We start from the raw sequence: 17,681 nt of genomic DNA on the forward strand, positions 1-17,681 counted from the left end.
CATTATGAGCGCCGCCCCCGCGGGCATGATGGACCACGAAAGCAGGCGAGGTGGTCGCAATCGGGGCAGCGTCTGGCTTTCGGGCCAGGTGCCGGGCCCGGTTGAGGAAAGTCCGGGCTCCCGAATGGCCAGGCTTGCTGGGTAACGCCCAGTGCGGGTGACCGTGAGGAGAGTGCCACAGAAACACACCGCCGATGGCCCAGGGGGTTCGCCCGCCGGGCACAGGCAAGGGTGCAAAGGTGCGGTAAGAGCGCACCAGCAGCATCGAGAGGTGCTGGCTCGGTAAACCCCGGCCGGGAGCAAGGCCGAGGGACAAGGGTTGGCCATGACACCCGTCCCGCTTCATGTGTGCCGCTCGAGGCCGTTGGTAACAACGGTCCCAGATAGATGATCGCCCCGGTCCGCTTCGGCGGAACGGAACAGAACCCGGCTTACGTCCTGCTTTCACCCCTTCACGATGACGCCCCCAGGCCCTGCGCTGAGCCCCCGCCGCCAGCGCCAGCTGCTGGCCTTCCTGGCCAACCTGGGGCTGGAGGAGCCCACGGGCCCATCGGGGCTGGCCCCGATCGATGAGGCCCTCACCCACACCTCCGCCGGCCTGGCGCGCAACCATGAGCGCCTGGAGTTTCTCGGCGATGCGGTGCTGCGGCTGGCCGCCTCCGAGCACCTGCAACGCCTTCACCCGCAGCTGAGCGTGGGCGCGCGCGCTGAGCTGCGGGCCCAGATCGTCAGCGACCGCTGGCTGGCGGAACTGGGCGAACGCTGCGGCATCGATGCGGTGGTGCGGCTCGGCGCCATGGCGGCCGGGGATGCCGCCGCGCGGCCCACGATCCGCGCCGAAGCCTGTGAAGCCCTGATCGGCGCGCTCTATGAAGCCTGGGGCACGCTGGAGCCGGTGCATGGCTGGCTCTCCCCCCACTGGTCGGAGAGCATCGCGGCGCTGCTGGCCGATCCGCACCGCCACAACTGGAAGCAGGCCCTGCAGGAATGGACCCAGGCGCGGGGGCTGGGGCTGCCCGTCTACCGCGGTGAGGAATGCAGCCAGCTGCATGGCGATCCCCGCCGCTTCCACAGCACCGTCGCCGTGGCCACCAGCGCAACGGCGGATCCGCTGGGCGAAGGCTGGGGCCGTTCGCGCCGCGAGGCGGAGCAACAGGCGGCCAGCGCGGCGCTCAAGGCGCTGGAGCAGGGCGCCGTGGAACTCAGGCCTGCTCCAGGCTGCTGAGGGGCAGGGTCACCAGCTTGTCCCAGTTGCCGCCCTCGAACAGCACCGCCACCTGCTTGCCGCTGAGGCGCTGCACGAAGCCGCGGTAGCCGTTGTAGATCGAGCGTGGGTCGCGAACCACCACGGTGGACCCGGGCAGGATCGGCAGCGTGCTGACAGCCATCGGTGGTCGTGAGGGGTGGCGCCATTATCGAGGCTGATGCAGGCAAGCGGGGATGGCAAAAGGGGCACCACCGCGCCGTGATGGGGCAGACCACCCGCCCAAGGAGGCCCCGGCGGCCGATCCCTGGCTGGTGGTGGGGCGGATCGTGGCCGCCCAGGGCCTGGAAGGGGAGCTGCGCGTGCTTCCCCGCACCGATTTCCCGGAGCGCTTCACCCGCCCGGGCCCCCGCTGGCTGCGGCGGCAGCAAGAGCCCCCCCAGCCCGTGCGCCTGCTCAGCGGCCGCCAGCTGCCGGGGCGGGAGCTGTTCGTGGTGCGGCTGGAGGGGATCGCCAACCGCTCAGCGGCGGAGGCGATTGTTGATCGCGACCTGCTGGTGGAAGCCAGTGACCGCCCGCCCCTGGCCGAAGGGGAGTTTCACCTGTTCGATCTGCAGGGGCTGGAGGTGCGACTGGCGCCCGCCGGCACGCCGATCGGCACCGTCGTCGACCTGATCCATGCCGGCAACGACCTGCTGGAGGTGCGGTTGAGCGAGGGACGGCGGGTGCTGATCCCCTTTGTGACTCCGATCGTGCCGCGCGTGGAGATCAGCGAAGGATGGCTGGAAATCACGCCGCCGCCGGGTTTGCTCGATGCCTGAGCCCCTCCATAAACTGCCTGCACACGTGGACTGCCGACCATGAGCCCTGCAGCCACGGCCCTCATGCCGGTGATTCTCTGCGGAGGAACCGGCACCCGCCTCTGGCCGCTCTCGCGCGCCTCCTACCCGAAGCAATACTGGGCGCTGGCCGGCAACGATGACGCCACCCTGCTGCAGCAGACCCAGCAACGGCTGGAGGGCCTGCCGCAGCTCGCCCCGCCGCTGCTCGTCTGCAACGAAGACCACCGCTTCATCGTGGCCGAGCAGATGCGCCAGATCGGCGTGGACCCCGGCGCGATCCTGCTGGAGCCGGTGGGGCGCAACACCGCCCCGGCGATCGCCGTAGCCGCCCTGCAGGCCACCGCCCGCGGTGAGGATCCGCTGCTGCTGGTGCTGGCCGCCGATCACGTGATCCGCGATGCCGCCGCCTTCCGGACGGCGATCACGGCGGGCCGCCCGGCCGCTTGCGCCGGCCGCCTGGTGACCTTCGGCATCGTGCCCACCGCGCCGGAAACCGGCTACGGCTACATCGAAGCGGCCCTGCCCTTCAGCGCCGGCGCCAATGGCGCCGCCGCCGGCCCGCAGGAGCCGGTGCCGATTGCCCGCTTCGTGGAGAAACCCGACCGGGCCACTGCCGAGCACTTCCTCGCCTCAGGCCGCTTCACCTGGAACAGCGGCATGTTCCTGTTCAAGGCCAGCACCATCCTGGCCGAGCTGGAGCGGCTCACGCCCGAGCTGGTGAGCGCCTGCCGCGCCGCGCTTGAACAGGATTCCGCCGATCTGGATTTCCTGCGCCTGGAGCAGGAATCCTTTGCCAGCTGCCCCAGCCTGGCCATCGACGTGGCCGTGATGGAGCGTACGGTGCTCGGTTCGGTGCTGCCGCTGGAAGCGGGCTGGAGCGATGTGGGCAGCTGGAGCGCCCTGTGGGACACCGGCGAGCGGGATGCCTCGGGCAATGTGCTGCGCGGCCGGGTGATCAGCGAGGGATCGCGCAACTGCTATCTGCGCAGCGAGCACCGGCTGGTGGTGGGGCTCGGCATTGAAAATCTGGTGGTGGTCGAAACCGACGATGCGGTGCTGGTCGCCCATCGCGACCGGGCGCAGGAGGTCAAGACGATCGTGAACCAACTGGAAGCGGCCGGCGCCTCAGAAGGCAAGGCCCACCGGCGCATCTACCGCCCCTGGGGCCACTACGACGGCGTGGTGGAGGGGGAGCGCTGGCAGGTGAAGAAGCTGCTGGTGAAACCGGGCGCCTCACTCTCCCTGCAGATGCACCACCACCGGGCCGAGCACTGGGTGGTGGTGAAAGGCACCGCCGTGGTGGAGAAAGACGGCCTCCAGGAGATGGTGGGCGAGAACCAGAGCACGTACATCCCGCTCGGCTCGAAGCACCGGCTGTCAAACCCCGGCAAGATCGCCGTGGAGATGATCGAGGTGCAGAGCGGCCCCTATCTCGGCGAAGACGACATCGTGCGCTTCGATGACGTCTACGGCCGCATCGACGCCCCCCACCGCGGCGTCACCCAGCCGGCCAGCTGACGCTCAACTGGCTAGCTGACGCTCAAAAGGGGCCATACCCCGCCGGATTGGCAGATTGCCACGCCCAGCCGTCGCGGCAGATGGCGTCGAGGCCGCGCTCGGTGCGCCAGCCCAGCCGCTCGGCCGCCAGGGCGGGATCCGCCACCGACACCGCCACGTCCCCCGGGCGGCGGTCTTCGATCCGATAGGCGATCGGCCGGCCGCTGGCCCGCTCATAGGCGCGCACCACCTCCAGCACTGAATGGCCTGCGCCGCTGCCGAGGTTGAGGGTCAACCGCTGGGGAGCTTCCGCCAGCAGCACCTCCAGGGCGGCGCGATGGCCGTCGGCGAGGTCCATCACATGGATGTAATCGCGCACGCCGGTGCCATCCGCCGTCGGCCAGTCACCACCGAACACGCGCAGGAAGGGCCGCCGGCCGATCGCCACCTGGCTCACGAAGGGAAAGAGGTTGTTGGGCAGGCCGCCGGGGTCTTCGCCGATGCGGCCGCTGGGATGGGCACCGCAGGGGTTGAAGTAGCGCAGCAGCGCCACCCGCCAACCGGGTTCGCTGGCCGCCACATCCGCCAGCAGCCGCTCCACCGCCGCCTTGGTCTCGCCGTAGGGGTTCACCGGCGCCACCGGCGCGGATTCGGGGATCGGCACCACGGCGGTGAAGCCGTAGAGCGTGGCGCTGCTGCTGAACACGATCGTGCGGCAACCGGCCTGGCGCATGGCCGCCAGCAGCCGCACGCTGCCGCCCACGTTCACATCCCAGTAGCGCAGGGGGTCGGCCACCGACTCCCCCACCGCCTTGCAGCCCGCCAGATGAATCACGGCATCGATCGGTGCGTCGCCGGCAAAGGCCTGCTCCAGCGCCGCCGGATCACGGATGTCGCCTTCGATCAGCCGCAGCGGCGCCCCCGCCAGCTCCTCAACCCGGCGCAGCGCTTCCGGGGAGCTGTTGGAGAAGTCGTCGAGCACCACCAGCCGATGGCCCAGCTGCAGCAGCAGCACGCACAGGTGACTGCCGATGAAGCCCGCCCCACCGGTGATCAGAAGCGCGGCCATTGCAAAGGCTGGGTGTGCTTTTTGACCCTACCTATCGACGCAGGCGGAATCACACCGCACCGCCAGGGCCGCTTCAACCCAGGCGCAGATCGATGGTGCGCAGACCGGCCGCCGGCAATGGCCAGGGGGGAGCCTCCAGCGGCTCGATCGCCTCCGTATCGCGCACGAATTCGTGCGGCTCGCCATCGCGGCGGAAACAGGCCAGCCGCTCCCCACTTGCCGCCGCAAGGATCTCCAGTTGCAGAGGCAACTGGTTGGCAATGCAGGGATGCAGGGAGGGGAACAGGCTGCTATGGCGGTACCGGATCCCCAGCCAGCCGTCCCCGAGCGGCAGGTCACGGCCGCAGAGCCGCAGCCGGTGGGTGTCGAGGAACGCCTCGTTCACCCGCAGCTCCAGGCGCTGCAGGGAGCTGTCGACGAAGCGGCTGGTGGTGCCCCCTTCCGCCGGGGTGTCGCACAGCAGCGGCCACGGCTCCAGGGCACGACGGATCTCGAGCCGGGCCCCATGCCGCTCCCAGGAGAGCAGCAGGGGGAAGCGCCAGTTCCAGATCTGCCGGTAGGGCTCGGGCTGCATGTCGAGGCCGTCGGCATCCAGCTGCTGCAGCACTTGTTGCAGATCGCTCCAGAGCGCATGGGGCAGCAGGGCTTCATCGTGCAACTGCTCGCCGAAGGGGATCAGCGCGGTGGGGCGATGCACCGGATCCAGCAGGTGTGCCGCCAACGCACTCCAGAGCAGGGCGATCGCCGCGGCCCACTCCGCCTTGGGCAGGGCTTCGATCGCGCGGAATTCGATCAGGCCCTGGCAGCCGCTGGGCCAGGCGGGATTCCAGAACTTGTCGAAGCTGATTTCACTGCGATGGGTGTTGCCGCTGCGATCAGCATGAAGGTGGCGCAGGGTTTCACTCACCAGCACCCGCTGATCGCCCTCGGGCAGTTGCTCCAGCGCGCTGTGGGCCAGGCGGAGATCAAGGGCACTGGCGCTGCCCTCATCCAGCCGCGGCGCCTGGGAGGACGGCCCCACCGAGTTGTTACTGAACAGGTAAGAGAGGCTGGGATGGCGTTGCCAAAAGCGCAGGATCGCCACCAGCCAGGAGGGCCGACTGAAGAAGGGGTTCGCCTCGAGGCTGGCACCGCCCCAGAGCAGGTGGTTGCCGCCCCCGGTGCCCTGCTGCTCCAGGCCCTCCCCCTTCAAGCTGCACAGGCCCACGGCTGCCCCTGCCTCGGCCAGGGTCTGCATCCAGCCGGCGTAGTCGGCCCAGCCGTGGCACACCGGCAGATTGACCTCCAGCACGCCGGGGTCGGCGGTGAGGCCCAGCACCTGCCACTGGCCGTCCACATCGACGGGCAGCATGCCGCTGAGTTCAGGCCGGCTCCAGCCCTCGCTGGCGGCGGCGATCACCTTCAGCAGCTGGTGCAGGGGCTCGCGCGCCAGCGGCGGTAGAAACAGGTTCCAGCTGTCCTCGCGGATCTCCAGCGTCAGCACCTGGCGCAGCACTCCCTCGGGGAAATGCTCAAGCGGCAGGCGCAGTCCGGCAGGGCCCGAGGCCGGCAGCAGGCGGCAACGGCGCTTTTCGAGGTTCCACTCCGCCGCCTGCCAACCCTCGGGATCGCCCTCCTCAGTGGCTTCGGCGTGGTGGCAGAGCGGCACCGCCCAGATGCGGTTGTCCGGGGCCAGGGGATCTTTCAGCTTGAGCGGGGTGAACGCGCAGCCCAGGGCCGCACCGACGGCCTCCAGAAAGGCCTTGGCCCGTTTGCGGGGCAGGGAGGGCAGTTCGGTCGGCGTGCGTGGCTCCGGCGGCCGGCCCGCTGCGGCGTCCTGGGGCCAGCGCACCAGGGGCAGGCCATCAAGGCCGGTGATCAGCCGCAGCGCCCAGCGCGGGTTCACCTCGCCGTCGTAGCGCTTGCCCGGGCAATACATCAAGGTGCTGCCGGGCCAGGTGCGCCGCTGAATCTGTGCCGCCAGCGCATGGGCATAGGCCAGCTTGGTGGGCCCATCGGCGGTGACCGACCACTCGGCTCCCTCGGGCTTGAGCGGCACATAGGTGGGCTCACCGCCCAGGGTGAGGTGGATGCCCTCGGCCCGCAGCCGGTGCTCCGCTTCGATGGCCGTGTCCGCCATCCAGGCGGGTGTGGTCGTCAGGGGAGGTGGCGCAGGCCGTTGCAGGGAGTCGGCGGGCGCAGACGCGGGGGTGACGGTCATGGTCAGTGGGGGGTTGTCCGCAGGCTGGCAGGGATCACGGTGCAGGCATTGATCGGCACCGGTGCCACCTTCCAGATGCGCTCGGCGTAGTCGGCGATCGATCGGTCGGAGGAGAAGAAGCCGCAGCGGGCGGTGTTCAGCACCGACATGCGGCTCCAGCTGCTGGGGTTCTGCCAGGCCTGATCGACGGCGTTGTGGGCGCGGCGGTAGTCGCCCATGTCGGCCATCACCCGGAACGGATCGCTGCCGCAGAGGTTGGCCAGCAGCGGGTGGAAGAGGTCGCGGTCGCCTTCGCTGAAGTGGCCCGAGCCGATCAGCTCGATCGCTTCGCGGGCGATCGGATCGTTCTCCAGCCAGGGCATCGGGTGGTAGCCGTTGCGGTTGAGCGATTCGATCTGGTCGGCGGTATGGCCGAACAGGAAGAAGTTCTCATGGCCCACCAGCTCGCGGATTTCCACGTTGGCGCCATCAAGAGTGCCGATCGTGACGGCTCCGTTGAGCGCCATCTTCATGTTGCCGGTGCCGGAGGCCTCCTTGCCAGCGGTGGAGATCTGCTCGGAGAGATCAACCGCTGGGTACACCTTCTGGCCGAGGCTGACGCTGAAGTTGGGCAGGAAAACCACCCGCATGCGGCCGTCCATGGCCGGGTCCATATTCACGATCTCGGCGATGCCGCCGATCAGCCGGATGATCAGCTTGGCCATGTGGTAGCCCGGCGCCGCCTTGCCCCCGAAGATGAAGGTGCGGGGCGGCAGGTCCTCGCCGTTGCGCAGCCGCAGGTAGCGCTCCACGATCTGCAGCGCCGCCAGGTGCTGGCGCTTGTACTCGTGGATCCGCTTCACCTGCACGTCGAACAGCGACGAGGGATCCACCAGCACGCCGAGGTCCTGGTGGATGGTGGCGGCCAGCCGTTGCTTGGCCTGGTCGCGCACGCTGCGCCAGCGCTCCAGGAAAGAACCGTCGTCGGCATGGGCCTCCAGGCCCTTGAGCTCGGCCAGGTCCCGCCGCCAGCCGCGGCCGATCGTGTCATCGAGCAGGCCGGAGAGGAACGGGTTGGCCACCGCGATCCAGCGGCGGGGCGTGACGCCGTTGGTGACGTTGGTGAAGCGGTCGGGCCAGAGATCGGCGAACTCGGGGAACAGCTGCTTCTGCACCAGGTTGCTGTGCAGCTCCGCCACCCCGTTCACCTTCTGGCTGCCCACCACCGCCAGGTTCGCCATCCGCACCTTGCGCTGGGGCCCCTCCTGAATCAGCGACAGGCGCTCCAGCAGCTCGGGCTGGCCCGGATAGCGGATGCGCACCATGCGCAGGAAGCGTGAGTTGATCTCGTAGATGATCTCGAGCTGGCGGGGCAGCAGCTGGGCGAACAGCTCCAGGCCCCAGGTCTCGAGCGCTTCGGGCAGCAGCGTGTGGTTGGTGTAGTTCACGCTGGCGGTGGTGATCGACCAGGCGGTGTCCCAGTCGGCGCCGTGCTCGTCGATCAGCAGCCGCATCAGCTCGGCCACGGCGATCGCCGGGTGGGTGTCGTTGAGCTGCACCGCGAACTTGTGGTGGAACTCGGTGATCGGCAGGCCCTGCCCCTTGAGGATGCGGAACATGTCCTGCAGGGAGCAGCTCACGAAGAAGATCTGCTGGCTAAGCCGCAGGCGCTTGCCCTGTTCGAGCTCGTCGTTGGGGTAGAGCACCTTGGAGAGCGTTTCCGACTCCACCTTCTGCAGCACCGCGCGGGTGTAGTCGCCGGCGTTGAAGGAGGCGAAATCGAAGGCTTCCGGGGCCTGCGCCGACCACAACCGCAGCGTGTTGGTGGTCTTGACGCCATAGCCCAGGATCGGCGTGTCGTAGGCGACGCCGAGCACCACGTGCTGGCCGATCTGCACCGGGTAGGTCCATTCCGGCCGGATCACCTCCCAGGGGTTGCTCTGCGCCAGCCAGGGGTCGGTGCTCTCCACCTGCCAGCCGTTGCTGATCTGCTGGCGAAAGATGCCGAACTCGTAGCGGATGCCATAACCGATCGCAGGCAGCTCCAGGCTGGCCATCGATTCCTGGAAACAGGCCGCCAGGCGGCCGAGGCCGCCGTTGCCCAGGCCCGGTTCAGGCTCCTCGGCGATCAGCTCCTCAAGGTCGACGCCGAGTTCGTCGCAGGCGTCCTTGGCCGCCTCACGCAGCCCCAGGTTCACCAGGTTGTTGTCGAGGTGCGGGCCGAGCAGGTATTCGGCGGAGAGGTAGCTGACCGTGCGCACCCCTTGCTGGGTGTAGGTCTCAGCGGTGTCGACCCAGTTGTGCAGGAGCTGATCACGCACCGACAGCGCCAGGGCGCGGTAGTAGTCGTGGCGGGTGGCCAGCGACGGCGACTTGGCCAGGCTGGAGAACAGGTGGCGGCGGATGCCCTCCGCCAGCGCCTTGCCATCCGCGGAAGAGAAAGATTCGCGTTCCGCAGGGGGTGCTGTGGTGGCGGCCATGGGGTGCTTATCAGCAATCGCACCTTCATGCTGCGGACCGGGCCCCCGATGCTGCGCCAACGGTTACCGATTCAGGTTCATTTCCCGTTTGCCGCGCCGGGGCCGCCAGGCCGCCGTTGCGGCCAGAAGCGAGGCTGGATCAGAGCTGAAGCAGGTTTGGCACGATGTGCTCCTCGCTGATCACATCGGCGGTGATCGCCCAGCTCAGTTCGCTTTTCACACCGGGCGGGCCGGAGAAGCTGCCCGACACCGCCGCAGTGAGGCCGGACTTGGAGGAGGTGGCCAGGGGGATGTAGCGGTCGTCGATGGCCCCCTGACCGCTGGGATCGAAGCCACGCCAGCCGGCCCCGGGCAGATACACCTCCGCCCAGGCATGCAGGTCGTAGCGCTGCGGCCTGGGCTCCACCAGGTGATAGCCGCTCACGAAGCGGGCGGGCAGGCCCACGCAGCGGCAGGCCTCAATCATCAGCACGGCCAGATCACGGCAGGAGCCCACCCGCTCCTTGAGCGTGCGGCCGGCAGGCCAGGCCGGCCCCACGTGCCGCTGGGTGTACTTCACCCGGTCCTGGATCATCTCCACCAATTGCTGCAGGAACATCAGCGCCCGCTGGTCGCTGCCCATCAGCGCCTCCTGGGCCAGCTCCACCGCCGCCGGCTCGTGCTGGCCATTGGGCAGCCAGCCATCGAGCGAGCCCTTGAGGTCGCTGTTGAGCAGGCCGATCGGATACGGCAGCAGGGGCTCATTCTCCTCCAGGCAGGCCTGCAGCAGGGGCGGCATCTGGGTGTCCACCTCACTGGTGGCGCGGATCTCGAAGCTGTCGGTGCTGCCGGCGAAACGGGCCCGCAGCACGTCGTCGCCGCTGGCGGCCACCAGCAGATGCAGCCGGTGGGGATCGGGCGAGAAGAACAGTTCGAAATTCACCAGCCGCTGGAAGCCATGGGCCCGCGGCCGCAGGCAGAGGCGATGGGGACCCAGCTGGACAGGCGCGCTGTACCGATAGGAGAGGGTATGGGTTACGCGGGCGCGCATGCCGGGGAGGAGGCGGTGGGCAGGGGTGGCGGGGACGCGGCCGAGGAGCTGGAAGCGTCCATCGACTGAGTCTCGGGAGCGCCCGACTGCACGCAGGCCGGGGATTGGCTGGCGTGGATGACGGTGTCGAAGTAGCGGTCGCTGATCAGGCCATGCAGGCGGTTGAGGTCGCTCTGGAACTGGTCGATCGCTTCATGCAAACCGCGCCCGATCAGTTCGTCGATGCGCACGTAGCTCCAGTTGGCCAGCATCAGGCCGGAGAGGCATTCAAGGTCGTCGGGCGGGCCGGGCACGGGGTTGCCGCGGATCACCCGCAGCGACTTGCTGAGGCCTTCGAGGCAATAGCGCACCGAGCGGGGGAAGATCGGATCGAGCAGCAGGAAGGCGGCCACCGCCTTGGGTTCGATCGCCCGCTGCTGCGACTGGCGGAACATCTGATAGGCCCCTGCCGAGCGCAGCAGGGAGATCCACTGCAGCTCGTCGAGCACACCGCCCACCTCCTCCGGGCTGGGCAGCAGCAGGAAGTACTTCACATCAAGGATGCGGCTGGTCTTGTCGGCCCGCTCCACCAGGCGCCCCAGCTTGCTGAACTGCCAGGAGAGATCGCGGCTGAGCGTGGCATCGGTGACGCCATAGAACAGCTGGCAGGCCCGGCGCACCTCGTGCAGCTGCTCCTGGGCCGGCAGACGCCAGAAATGGTCGCTTTCCTTGAGCGTGAGATAGATGTCGTTGATCTGCTCCCACATCTCGGTGGTGATCACCTCGCGGATCTGGCGGGCGTTCTCGCGGGCGGTGGCGATGCAGTTGACGATGCTGCTGGGGTTGCCTGGCTCCCGCACCAGGAAGCCCACCACATCGGTGGGGCCGCCGGCGGGATAGAGGCGGTCGAACAGCTCGCGGTCGCCGCTGGCATCGATCAGCGGCAGCCAGGGTTCGGCGCTGCCCGGCGGGCAGTCAAGCGCCATCGCCTCGCTCACTTCAAGGAAGCGGGAGATGTTCTCAGCCCGCTCGACGTACCGGTTGATCCAGTAGAGGGATTCGGCGACGCGGCTCAGCATGAGGTCTCATCCACGATCCAGGTGTCCTTGCATCCTCCGCCCTGGGATGAGTTGACCACCAGCGAGCCACGGCGCAGCGCCACGCGGGTGAGACCACCCGGGCTCACCCAGGCCCCCTTGCCCCGCAGCACATACGGCCGCAGATCAACGTGGCAAGGGTAGAGCTCCCCTTCGCTCAGCGAGGGCACGGTGGAGAGCTCCAAGGTGGGCTGGGCGATGAAGTTGCGGGGATCGGCCTTGATCTTGTCGGCGAAGGAAAGGATCTCGGCCTGCTCGGCGTGTGGGCCGATCAGCATGCCGTAGCCCCCGGCTTCTCCCACCGCTTTCACCACCAGGTCCTTGAGGTGGGCCAGCACATAGGCCTGGTCCTCGGGTCGGGCGCAGATGTAGGTGGGCACGTTCTCGATGATCGGCTCCTCCGCCAGGTAGTAGCGGATCATGTCCGGCACGTAGGCGTAGATCAGCTTGTCGTCGGCGACGCCGGTGCCTGGTGCGTTGGCGATCGCCACCCGGCCGGCGGCATAGGCCTCCATCAGCCCGCGCACACCGAGCATCGAATCGCTGCGGAACACGGCCGGATCGAGGAAGTCGTCGTCGATGCGGCGGTAGATCACGTCCACCGGCTCGAGCCCGGCGGTGCTGCGCATCCACACGCGGTTGCCCTCGCAGACCAGGTCGCGGCCCTCCACCAGCTGGATGCCCATCTGCTGGGCCAGGTAGCTGTGCTCGAAGTAGGCGCTGTTGAACACGCCCGGGGTGAGCAGCACCACCGAAGGGGTGTCGGTCCAGGGGGCCAGTTCGCGCAGGGTCTGGAGCAGATGGGAGGGATAGTCGTCGATCGGCTGCACCGTGGGCCCGGAGAACAGGCTCGGGAACATCCGCTTCATCACGCGGCGGTTCTCCAGGAAGTAGGCCACGCCCGAAGGGCAGCGCAGGTTGTCTTCCAGCACTCTCCAGGTGCCCTTGCCGTCACGGATCAGATCGAGGCCGGAAACGTGGCACCAGCGATCGAGCGGCGGCTTGAACCCCGCCATCTGCGGGCGCCAGCCGTGGGAGCTGACCACATCGGCGCGGGGGATGACGCCGTCGTTGAGGATTTTCTGGTCGCTGTAGACGTCGGCGAGGAAGCAGTCGATCGCTTCAAGGCGCTGGACCAGGCCCTTCTCCAGCTCCTGCCATTCGCCCGCGCGGATCAGCCGCGGCAGGGGGTCGAAGGGCAGGATCCGCTCGCCGCCCTGGTCACCCGAGCCATTGAGGCGAAAGGTGGCGCCCAAGCGCTTGAGCAGCATGCCGGCGGCCGCGTGGTTGCGGTTGATCTCTTCGATGCCCAGTTGCCCCAGGGAGGAGAGCAGGGGCCGCAGGGCGGAGCGCGGCTGGGAGGTGGCGCTGAAATATTCGTCGTAGCCCTTTGCGGGCTTGTAATCGGTGAACATGTCCAGCCGCATCGGGCTCAATCATGAACAGCGGCGCGGGGCCAACCCGTCATGGTTGCTACCGATCAAGCCAGGCCGGCCGCGGCTCCGGCCCGGCCAGATCGGCCCGGGCGGTGAATCCGGCCATTCAGAGCAGGAAGTAACGCTGCGCCATCGGCAGCACGTCGGCGGGCTCGCAGGTGAGCAGTTCCCCATCGGCGAACACTTCGTAGGTCTGGGGATCCACCTCCACCTTCGGCAGGGCGTTGTTGTTGCGCATCTGCGCCTTGCCGATGCCGCGTGTGTCCACCACCGGCACACAGGGGCGCTTCAGGCCCAGCTGGCGCGGCAGGTCAGCGTCGAGGGCCGCCTGGCTCAAGAAGGTGAGGCAGCTGGGGGCGAGCGCACCGCCGTAGGCGGCGAACATCGGCCGGCCGTGCACCGGACCGGGGGTGGGAATCGAGGCGTTGGCATCGCCCATCTGGGCCCACACGATGGAGCCGCCCTTGATCACCAGCTCCGGCTTCACGCCGAAAAAGCCCGGCTTCCACAGCACCAGATCGGCCAACTTGCCCACTTCCACCGAGCCGATCTGGCTGTCGAGCCCATGGGCGATGGCAGGGTTGATCGTGACCTTGGCGATGTAACGCTTCAGCCGGGTGTTGTCGTTGCGGCCGCCGCCTGGACCGGCGGAATCCTCCGGCAGGCTGCCGCGCTGCACCTTCATCTTGTGGGCGGTCTGGAAGGTGCGGGTGATCACCTCACCGACGCGGCCCATCGCCTGGGAATCACTGGCGATGATTGAGAAGGCGCCCAGGTCGTGGAGGATGTCTTCGGCGGCGATCGTTTCGCGGCGGATGCGCGATTCGGCGAAGGCCACGTCTTCGGGGATGGCGGGATCGAGGTGGTGGCACACCATCAGCATGTCGAGGTGCTCCTCGAGCGTGTTGCGGGTGTAAGGGCGGGTGGGGTTGGTGGAGCTGGGCAGCACATTGGCCTCGCCGCAGATCCGGATGATGTCGGGGGCATGGCCGCCGCCGGCCCCTTCGGTGTGGAAGGTGTGGATGGTGCGGCCACCGATGGCCCGGATCGTGTCCTCCACGAACCCCGCCTCGTTGAGCGTGTCGGAGTGGATGCACACCTGCACGTCGTACTTGTCGGCCACGGTGAGGCAGCAATCGATCGCCGCCGGGGTGGTGCCCCAGTCTTCGTGGAGCTTGAGGCCGCAGGCGCCGGCACGGATCTGCTCTTCGATCGCCGCCGGGGTGCTGGCGTTGCCCTTGCCGTAGAAGCCCAGGTTCACCGGCAGCCCCTCGGCCGCCTGCAGCATGCGGGCCAGGTGGAAGGCACCGGGGGTGCAGGTGGTGGCGTTGGTGCCGGTGGCCGGGCCGGTGCCGCCACCCAGCAGGGTGGTGACCCCACTGGCGATGGCGGTTTCGATCTGCTGCGGGCAGATGAAATGGATGTGGGTGTCGATGGCACCGGCGGTGAGGATATGGCCCTCACCGGCGATCGCCTCGGTGCCGGGGCCCACCACAATCGTCACCCCGTCGGTGATGTCGGGGTTGCCCGCCTTGCCGATCGCGCAGATGCGGCCGTCGCGCAGGCCCACATCCGCCTTGACGATCCCCCACCAATCAAGGATCAAGGCGTTGGTGATCACCGTGTCCACCGCCCCTTCGGCCCGGGAGGTCTGGGCCTGGCCCATGCCGTCGCGGATCACCTTGCCGCCGCCGAACTTCACCTCCTCGCCGTAGGTGGTGAAATCCTTCTCCACCTCCAGGAACAGCTCGGTGTCGGCCAGCCGCAGCCGGTCGCCGGTGGTGGGGCCATAGGTTTCGGCGTAGGCCCGCCGATCCATCCGATAGGGCATGGCTGAGGAGAGTCGAGGAGGACGGGTGGGTGGTGGCCGGGGTGGCCGTCGCAGGGCATTGGCAGCGCGCGCTGGCGGCGACGCCTTAGTCGAGCGGGCCGTTGACCAGGCCGTTGAAGCCGAACACCCGGCGGGCGCCGGCCAGGGGGATCAGCTGCACCTCGCGCTGGTCGCCGGGCTCGAAGCGGATCGCGGTGCCGGCCGGGATGTCGAGACGCTGGCCACGGGCGCTGTCGCGGTCGAACACCAGCGCGTCGTTGGCTTCATAGAAGTGGAAGTGGGAGCCCACCTGCACCGGGCGGTCGCCGCGGTTGGCCACGTTGAGCGTGGTGACAGGCCGGCCGGCGTTGAGTTCGTGGCTGCCGGGCTGCGGCAGCAGTTCGCCAGGGATGAGAGGAGACATGCAGGCGCAGCGATCAGGGGGATCAGCGGATCGGGTCGTGGAGGGTGACGAGCTTGGTGCCGTCGGGGAAGGTGGCCTCCATCTGCACCTCGGGGATCAGTTCGGGAACGCCCTCCATCACCTGGTCACGCCGGAGCCAGGTGCTGCCCTCCTCCATCAGGGCGGCCACGCTCTTGCCATCACGGGCGCCTTCCAGCACCTGAAAGCTGAGCCAGGCCACGGCTTCGGGATGGTTGAGCTTGAGACCGCGACCCAGGCGCCGTTCCACCAGCAGGGCCGCGGTGACGATCAGGAGCTTGTCCTTCTCCTGGGGGGTGAGATGCATGGGGGACGCGATTGCCGGCCACACTCTCGCAGCGGTGCGGGGCTGGAGCAGGTTCAGCAGGAACGTTCGCGGCGCCGGCCACGGAGGGGGGTGATGGCCCGGCTCAGCCGAACGGCGATTCCTGGAACGGCCACACCCGCGGCAGCTGGGGCGGCGCCAGCCCCCGCTCGGCGCGAATGCGCGCCCAGAGGCGCGTGAACCAGTAGCGGGCCGCCTGGGTGGAAGGGCCGCGGTAGCGGGCCACCAGTCCCTGATCGAGGCGCCCGCAGGCCATCTCACCCACCAGACCCTGCCGGTCGTCGCGGCAGCGCAGCAGCAGCTCTTCGCTCACTGGCGCCGGCGCCGCCCACACGAGGCTGCCGAACACCGGAGCACCGTCCAGGCCGTGGCCGTGATCCAGGCTGTCGCCGCCCAGCTCCAGGCGATCGACCACGCTCCAGCGGCCGGCGCGGCGGATCGCCAGCGACGAACGCCAGCGGCCGGCACCGAGGGATTCCCCGTCGGCGCTGCGGCCGAGCCGCACCACCTCGGCGCCCAGCCAGCTGGCGTCTGCCGCCAGTTCAACCCGGCTCTCCTGTTCGTAGAGCGCGCCGGCGTACAGCACCAGCTCCTGGGGCAGCCATTCGAGATCGGCGCCGTCCTCCAGGCGGAACTCCAGCACCTGCCGGGCCCATTGGCCCTCGGGCGCCCGGCGGGAGCGGCCGATTGAGCCATAGACCTTCTGCGCCGCCACGCTGGTGACCAGGGCGCGGCTGCCGGCCTCCAGCTGGGTGGCGATCTCCAGCTGGTCGCCGCCCACCAGGCCGCCGGCGGTGTGCAGCAAGGGCAACTCGCAGCGACCGTCAGCGCGGCTGTAGGCACGCTGAATCTTCAGCGGCGAGGTGGCCCCTCCCTGATGAATGGTGAGCGACGGCACCGAGGGCGAGAGCGCAAAGCGAAGACTGGCCTCTCCGCGCCAGCTGCCGCTGTCGCTGCCGGTGGCTGGGGTCGGATCCGCAACGATGACGTGGGCCAGAAGAAGAATGGGTCGGTCCGGCGATGCTGAAAGCGAAGCGGCGGCTGCCCGGTAGCGATCGGCACATTTCTCGCCCCTGCCGGTGGCGAGGGTGGGGCCCATGATCGTCCTCGACCGGCGCCTGAGCGTCCCGCCCGAAACCCCCGCCAGCCTGCGGCTGCCGCTCAGCGCCCAGCAGCGCGAAAGCCTGCGCGGCCATCGCCGCACCGCCTGCGGCAAGGATCTGCTGCTGCAGCTGCCGCGCGGTGAGGCGCTCGCACCCGGTGAGTGGTTGAGCAGCCGCGACGGCGACGCCGCGGTGGTGCAGGTGGAAGCCGCTCCAGAACCGTTGCTGCGGGCCCACAGCGCCGACTCCCTCCAGCTGATGCAAGCCGCGTATCACCTCGGCAACCGCCATGTGGCCCTGGAGCTGCGCCCCGGCGAGCTGCGCCTGCTGGAAGATCCGGTGCTGGAGGAGTTGCTGCGCCACCGCGGGCTGGTGGTGGACCGCCTCGACGCACCGTTCCTGCCGGAACCGGGCGCCTACGCCGGCAAGGGCGGCCATGCGCACTGAGCCCCCGGCCCCGGCGGGCACTGCGCCGGCCCGCCTGCTGCTGTTCCAGCTGGTGAGTCCGGCTTTACCGGTGGGGGCGTTCAGCTATTCGGAGGGCCTGGAAGTGCTGGTGCAGCAAGGCCGGATCAGCTCCGCCGAGGCACTGCACAGCTGGCTGGCGGCGGAACTGCAGCGGGGGGCGCTGTGCGTGGAGGCCGCGGCTCTGGCACCGTTGCAGCAGGCCATGGCGGCGGAGCAATGGAACGCCGTGCTCGATCTCGATGGCTGGCTACTGGCCCTGCGGGAAGCGCCGGAGGTGCGCGCCCAGCAGCGCCAGATGGGCCGTTCCCTCACCCAGTTGCTGGGCGAACTGGGTTGGCGGCTACCGACCGATGCGGGCCAGGAACCAGCCACTCCTGCAACACCGGCGCGAGGGCTGGCCTGGCCGGCGGCCTGGGCCTGGGCCGGCCACTGCCTCGGCGTTCCCAGTACCGACCTGGTGCAGGCCTATCTCTATGCCTGGGTGGCCAGCCAGATCAGCGCCGCCGTGCGGCTGGTGCCGATCGGGCCCACCCAGGGGCAAGGGCTGCAACTGCGCCTGGCGCCGCTGCTGGCCCAGCGGGCCGCAGAGCTGGAACACACCGACCCCCGCACGCTCTGGAGCGGCGGAGTGGGAGCGGGCCTGGCCCAGCTGGGACACACCGAGCTCTATTCACGCCTGTTCAGAAGTTGAGCGGAGGCTGGGCTGGGCACCGGTGGCAG

General features: G+C 69.0%; 16 protein-coding genes and 1 other RNA gene. 6 read left to right on the forward strand and 11 right to left on the reverse strand.

All coding sequences use genetic code 11. The features are described from left to right. The first annotated feature begins 37 nt into the window (after positions 1 to 37). Together rnpB and rnc are read left to right on the forward strand one after the other, a co-directional pair. Positions 38 to 450, forward strand: an RNA gene (gene rnpB / locus KBY97_RS12580) — RNase P RNA component class A. Positions 451 to 457: 7 nt separating this feature from the next. Beyond that, positions 458 to 1,225, forward strand: a complete 768-nt coding sequence (gene rnc / locus KBY97_RS12585; RefSeq protein WP_255147426.1) for a ribonuclease III — start codon at positions 458 to 460, stop codon at positions 1,223 to 1,225. Here the strand turns inward: rnc and KBY97_RS12590 are convergent. After that, the gene (locus tag KBY97_RS12590; RefSeq protein WP_255147427.1) at positions 1,203 to 1,388 is read right to left on the reverse strand and encodes an NAD(P)H dehydrogenase subunit NdhS; all 186 of its coding nucleotides are present in this window, start codon (positions 1,386 to 1,388) and stop codon (positions 1,203 to 1,205) included. The genes rnc and KBY97_RS12590 overlap by 23 nt on opposite strands. A gap of 52 nt (positions 1,389 to 1,440) precedes the next feature. Between KBY97_RS12590 and rimM the strand changes: the two genes are divergently transcribed. Both rimM and KBY97_RS12600 read left to right on the forward strand, forming a co-directional pair. Then, positions 1,441 to 2,025, forward strand: coding sequence for a ribosome maturation factor RimM (rimM, locus tag KBY97_RS12595; protein WP_255147428.1), 585 nt, complete (start codon positions 1,441 to 1,443; stop codon positions 2,023 to 2,025). Between the two features lie 39 nt (positions 2,026 to 2,064). Next, positions 2,065 to 3,564, forward strand: coding sequence for a mannose-1-phosphate guanylyltransferase/mannose-6-phosphate isomerase (locus KBY97_RS12600; RefSeq protein ID WP_255147430.1), 1,500 nt, complete (start codon positions 2,065 to 2,067; stop codon positions 3,562 to 3,564). A gap of 22 nt (positions 3,565 to 3,586) precedes the next feature. Here the strand turns inward: KBY97_RS12600 and galE are convergent, their stop codons facing one another. The 10 genes from galE to KBY97_RS12650 all read right to left on the reverse strand — a co-directional run bounded on the left by galE (position 3,587) and on the right by KBY97_RS12650 (position 16,489). Beyond that, positions 3,587 to 4,612 (reverse strand): UDP-glucose 4-epimerase GalE, encoded by a 1,026-nt coding sequence (galE, locus tag KBY97_RS12605; RefSeq protein ID WP_255147431.1) that lies wholly within the window; start codon positions 4,610 to 4,612, stop codon positions 3,587 to 3,589. A gap of 73 nt (positions 4,613 to 4,685) precedes the next feature. Continuing rightward, a complete protein-coding gene (locus KBY97_RS12610; protein WP_255147433.1) occupies positions 4,686 to 6,812 on the reverse strand; it encodes a transglutaminase family protein in 2,127 nt (708 codons plus the stop codon). Positions 6,813 to 6,814: 2 nt separating this feature from the next. Next, entirely contained in the window at positions 6,815 to 9,271 is a 2,457-nt protein-coding gene (locus tag KBY97_RS12615; protein WP_255147435.1) for a glycogen/starch/alpha-glucan phosphorylase, read from the reverse strand. Positions 9,272 to 9,410: 139 nt separating this feature from the next. Then, positions 9,411 to 10,301, reverse strand: coding sequence for a transglutaminase family protein (locus KBY97_RS12620; protein ID WP_255147436.1), 891 nt, complete (start codon positions 10,299 to 10,301; stop codon positions 9,411 to 9,413). Further along, on the reverse strand, positions 10,286 to 11,359 hold the full coding sequence (locus KBY97_RS12625; protein WP_255147438.1) for an alpha-E domain-containing protein: 1,074 nt from the start codon (positions 11,357 to 11,359) through the stop codon (positions 10,286 to 10,288). Before KBY97_RS12625 ends, KBY97_RS12620 begins: the two co-directional genes overlap by 16 nt. Continuing rightward, positions 11,353 to 12,792 carry a circularly permuted type 2 ATP-grasp protein gene (locus KBY97_RS12630; protein WP_255147491.1) on the reverse strand — a complete coding sequence of 480 codons (1,440 nt, stop codon included), beginning with the start codon at positions 12,790 to 12,792 and terminating at the stop codon, positions 11,353 to 11,355. Before KBY97_RS12630 ends, KBY97_RS12625 begins: the two co-directional genes overlap by 7 nt. Before the next feature lie 127 nt (positions 12,793 to 12,919). Beyond that, on the reverse strand, positions 12,920 to 14,644 hold the full coding sequence (ureC, locus tag KBY97_RS12635; protein WP_255147440.1) for an urease subunit alpha: 1,725 nt from the start codon (positions 14,642 to 14,644) through the stop codon (positions 12,920 to 12,922). A gap of 85 nt (positions 14,645 to 14,729) precedes the next feature. Continuing rightward, a complete protein-coding gene (locus KBY97_RS12640) occupies positions 14,730 to 15,047 on the reverse strand; it encodes an urease subunit beta (RefSeq protein ID WP_255147442.1) in 318 nt (105 codons plus the stop codon). 22 nt (positions 15,048 to 15,069) lie between these two features. Further along, positions 15,070 to 15,372: an urease subunit gamma gene (locus KBY97_RS12645; protein WP_255147443.1), complete on the reverse strand. Its 303-nt coding sequence runs from the start codon at positions 15,370 to 15,372 to the stop codon at positions 15,070 to 15,072. A 103-nt stretch (positions 15,373 to 15,475) separates the two neighbouring features. Beyond that, positions 15,476 to 16,489, reverse strand: coding sequence for an urease accessory protein UreD (locus tag KBY97_RS12650; RefSeq protein WP_255147445.1), 1,014 nt, complete (start codon positions 16,487 to 16,489; stop codon positions 15,476 to 15,478). Here KBY97_RS12650 and ureE point away from each other — a divergent pair. Both ureE and KBY97_RS12660 read left to right on the forward strand, forming a co-directional pair. Beyond that, on the forward strand, positions 16,488 to 16,940 hold the full coding sequence (ureE, locus tag KBY97_RS12655; RefSeq protein WP_255147446.1) for an urease accessory protein UreE: 453 nt from the start codon (positions 16,488 to 16,490) through the stop codon (positions 16,938 to 16,940). The two genes, KBY97_RS12650 and ureE, sit on opposite strands and share 2 nt — an antisense overlap. Beyond that, positions 16,930 to 17,652, forward strand: coding sequence for an urease accessory protein UreF (locus KBY97_RS12660; RefSeq protein ID WP_255147448.1), 723 nt, complete (start codon positions 16,930 to 16,932; stop codon positions 17,650 to 17,652). Before ureE ends, KBY97_RS12660 begins: the two co-directional genes overlap by 11 nt. Positions 17,653 to 17,681: the final 29 nt, after the last annotated feature.

The organism is Synechococcus sp. ATX 2A4 (assembly GCF_024346375.1).
Lineage (GTDB): Bacteria > Cyanobacteriota > Cyanobacteriia > PCC-6307 > Cyanobiaceae > MW101C3.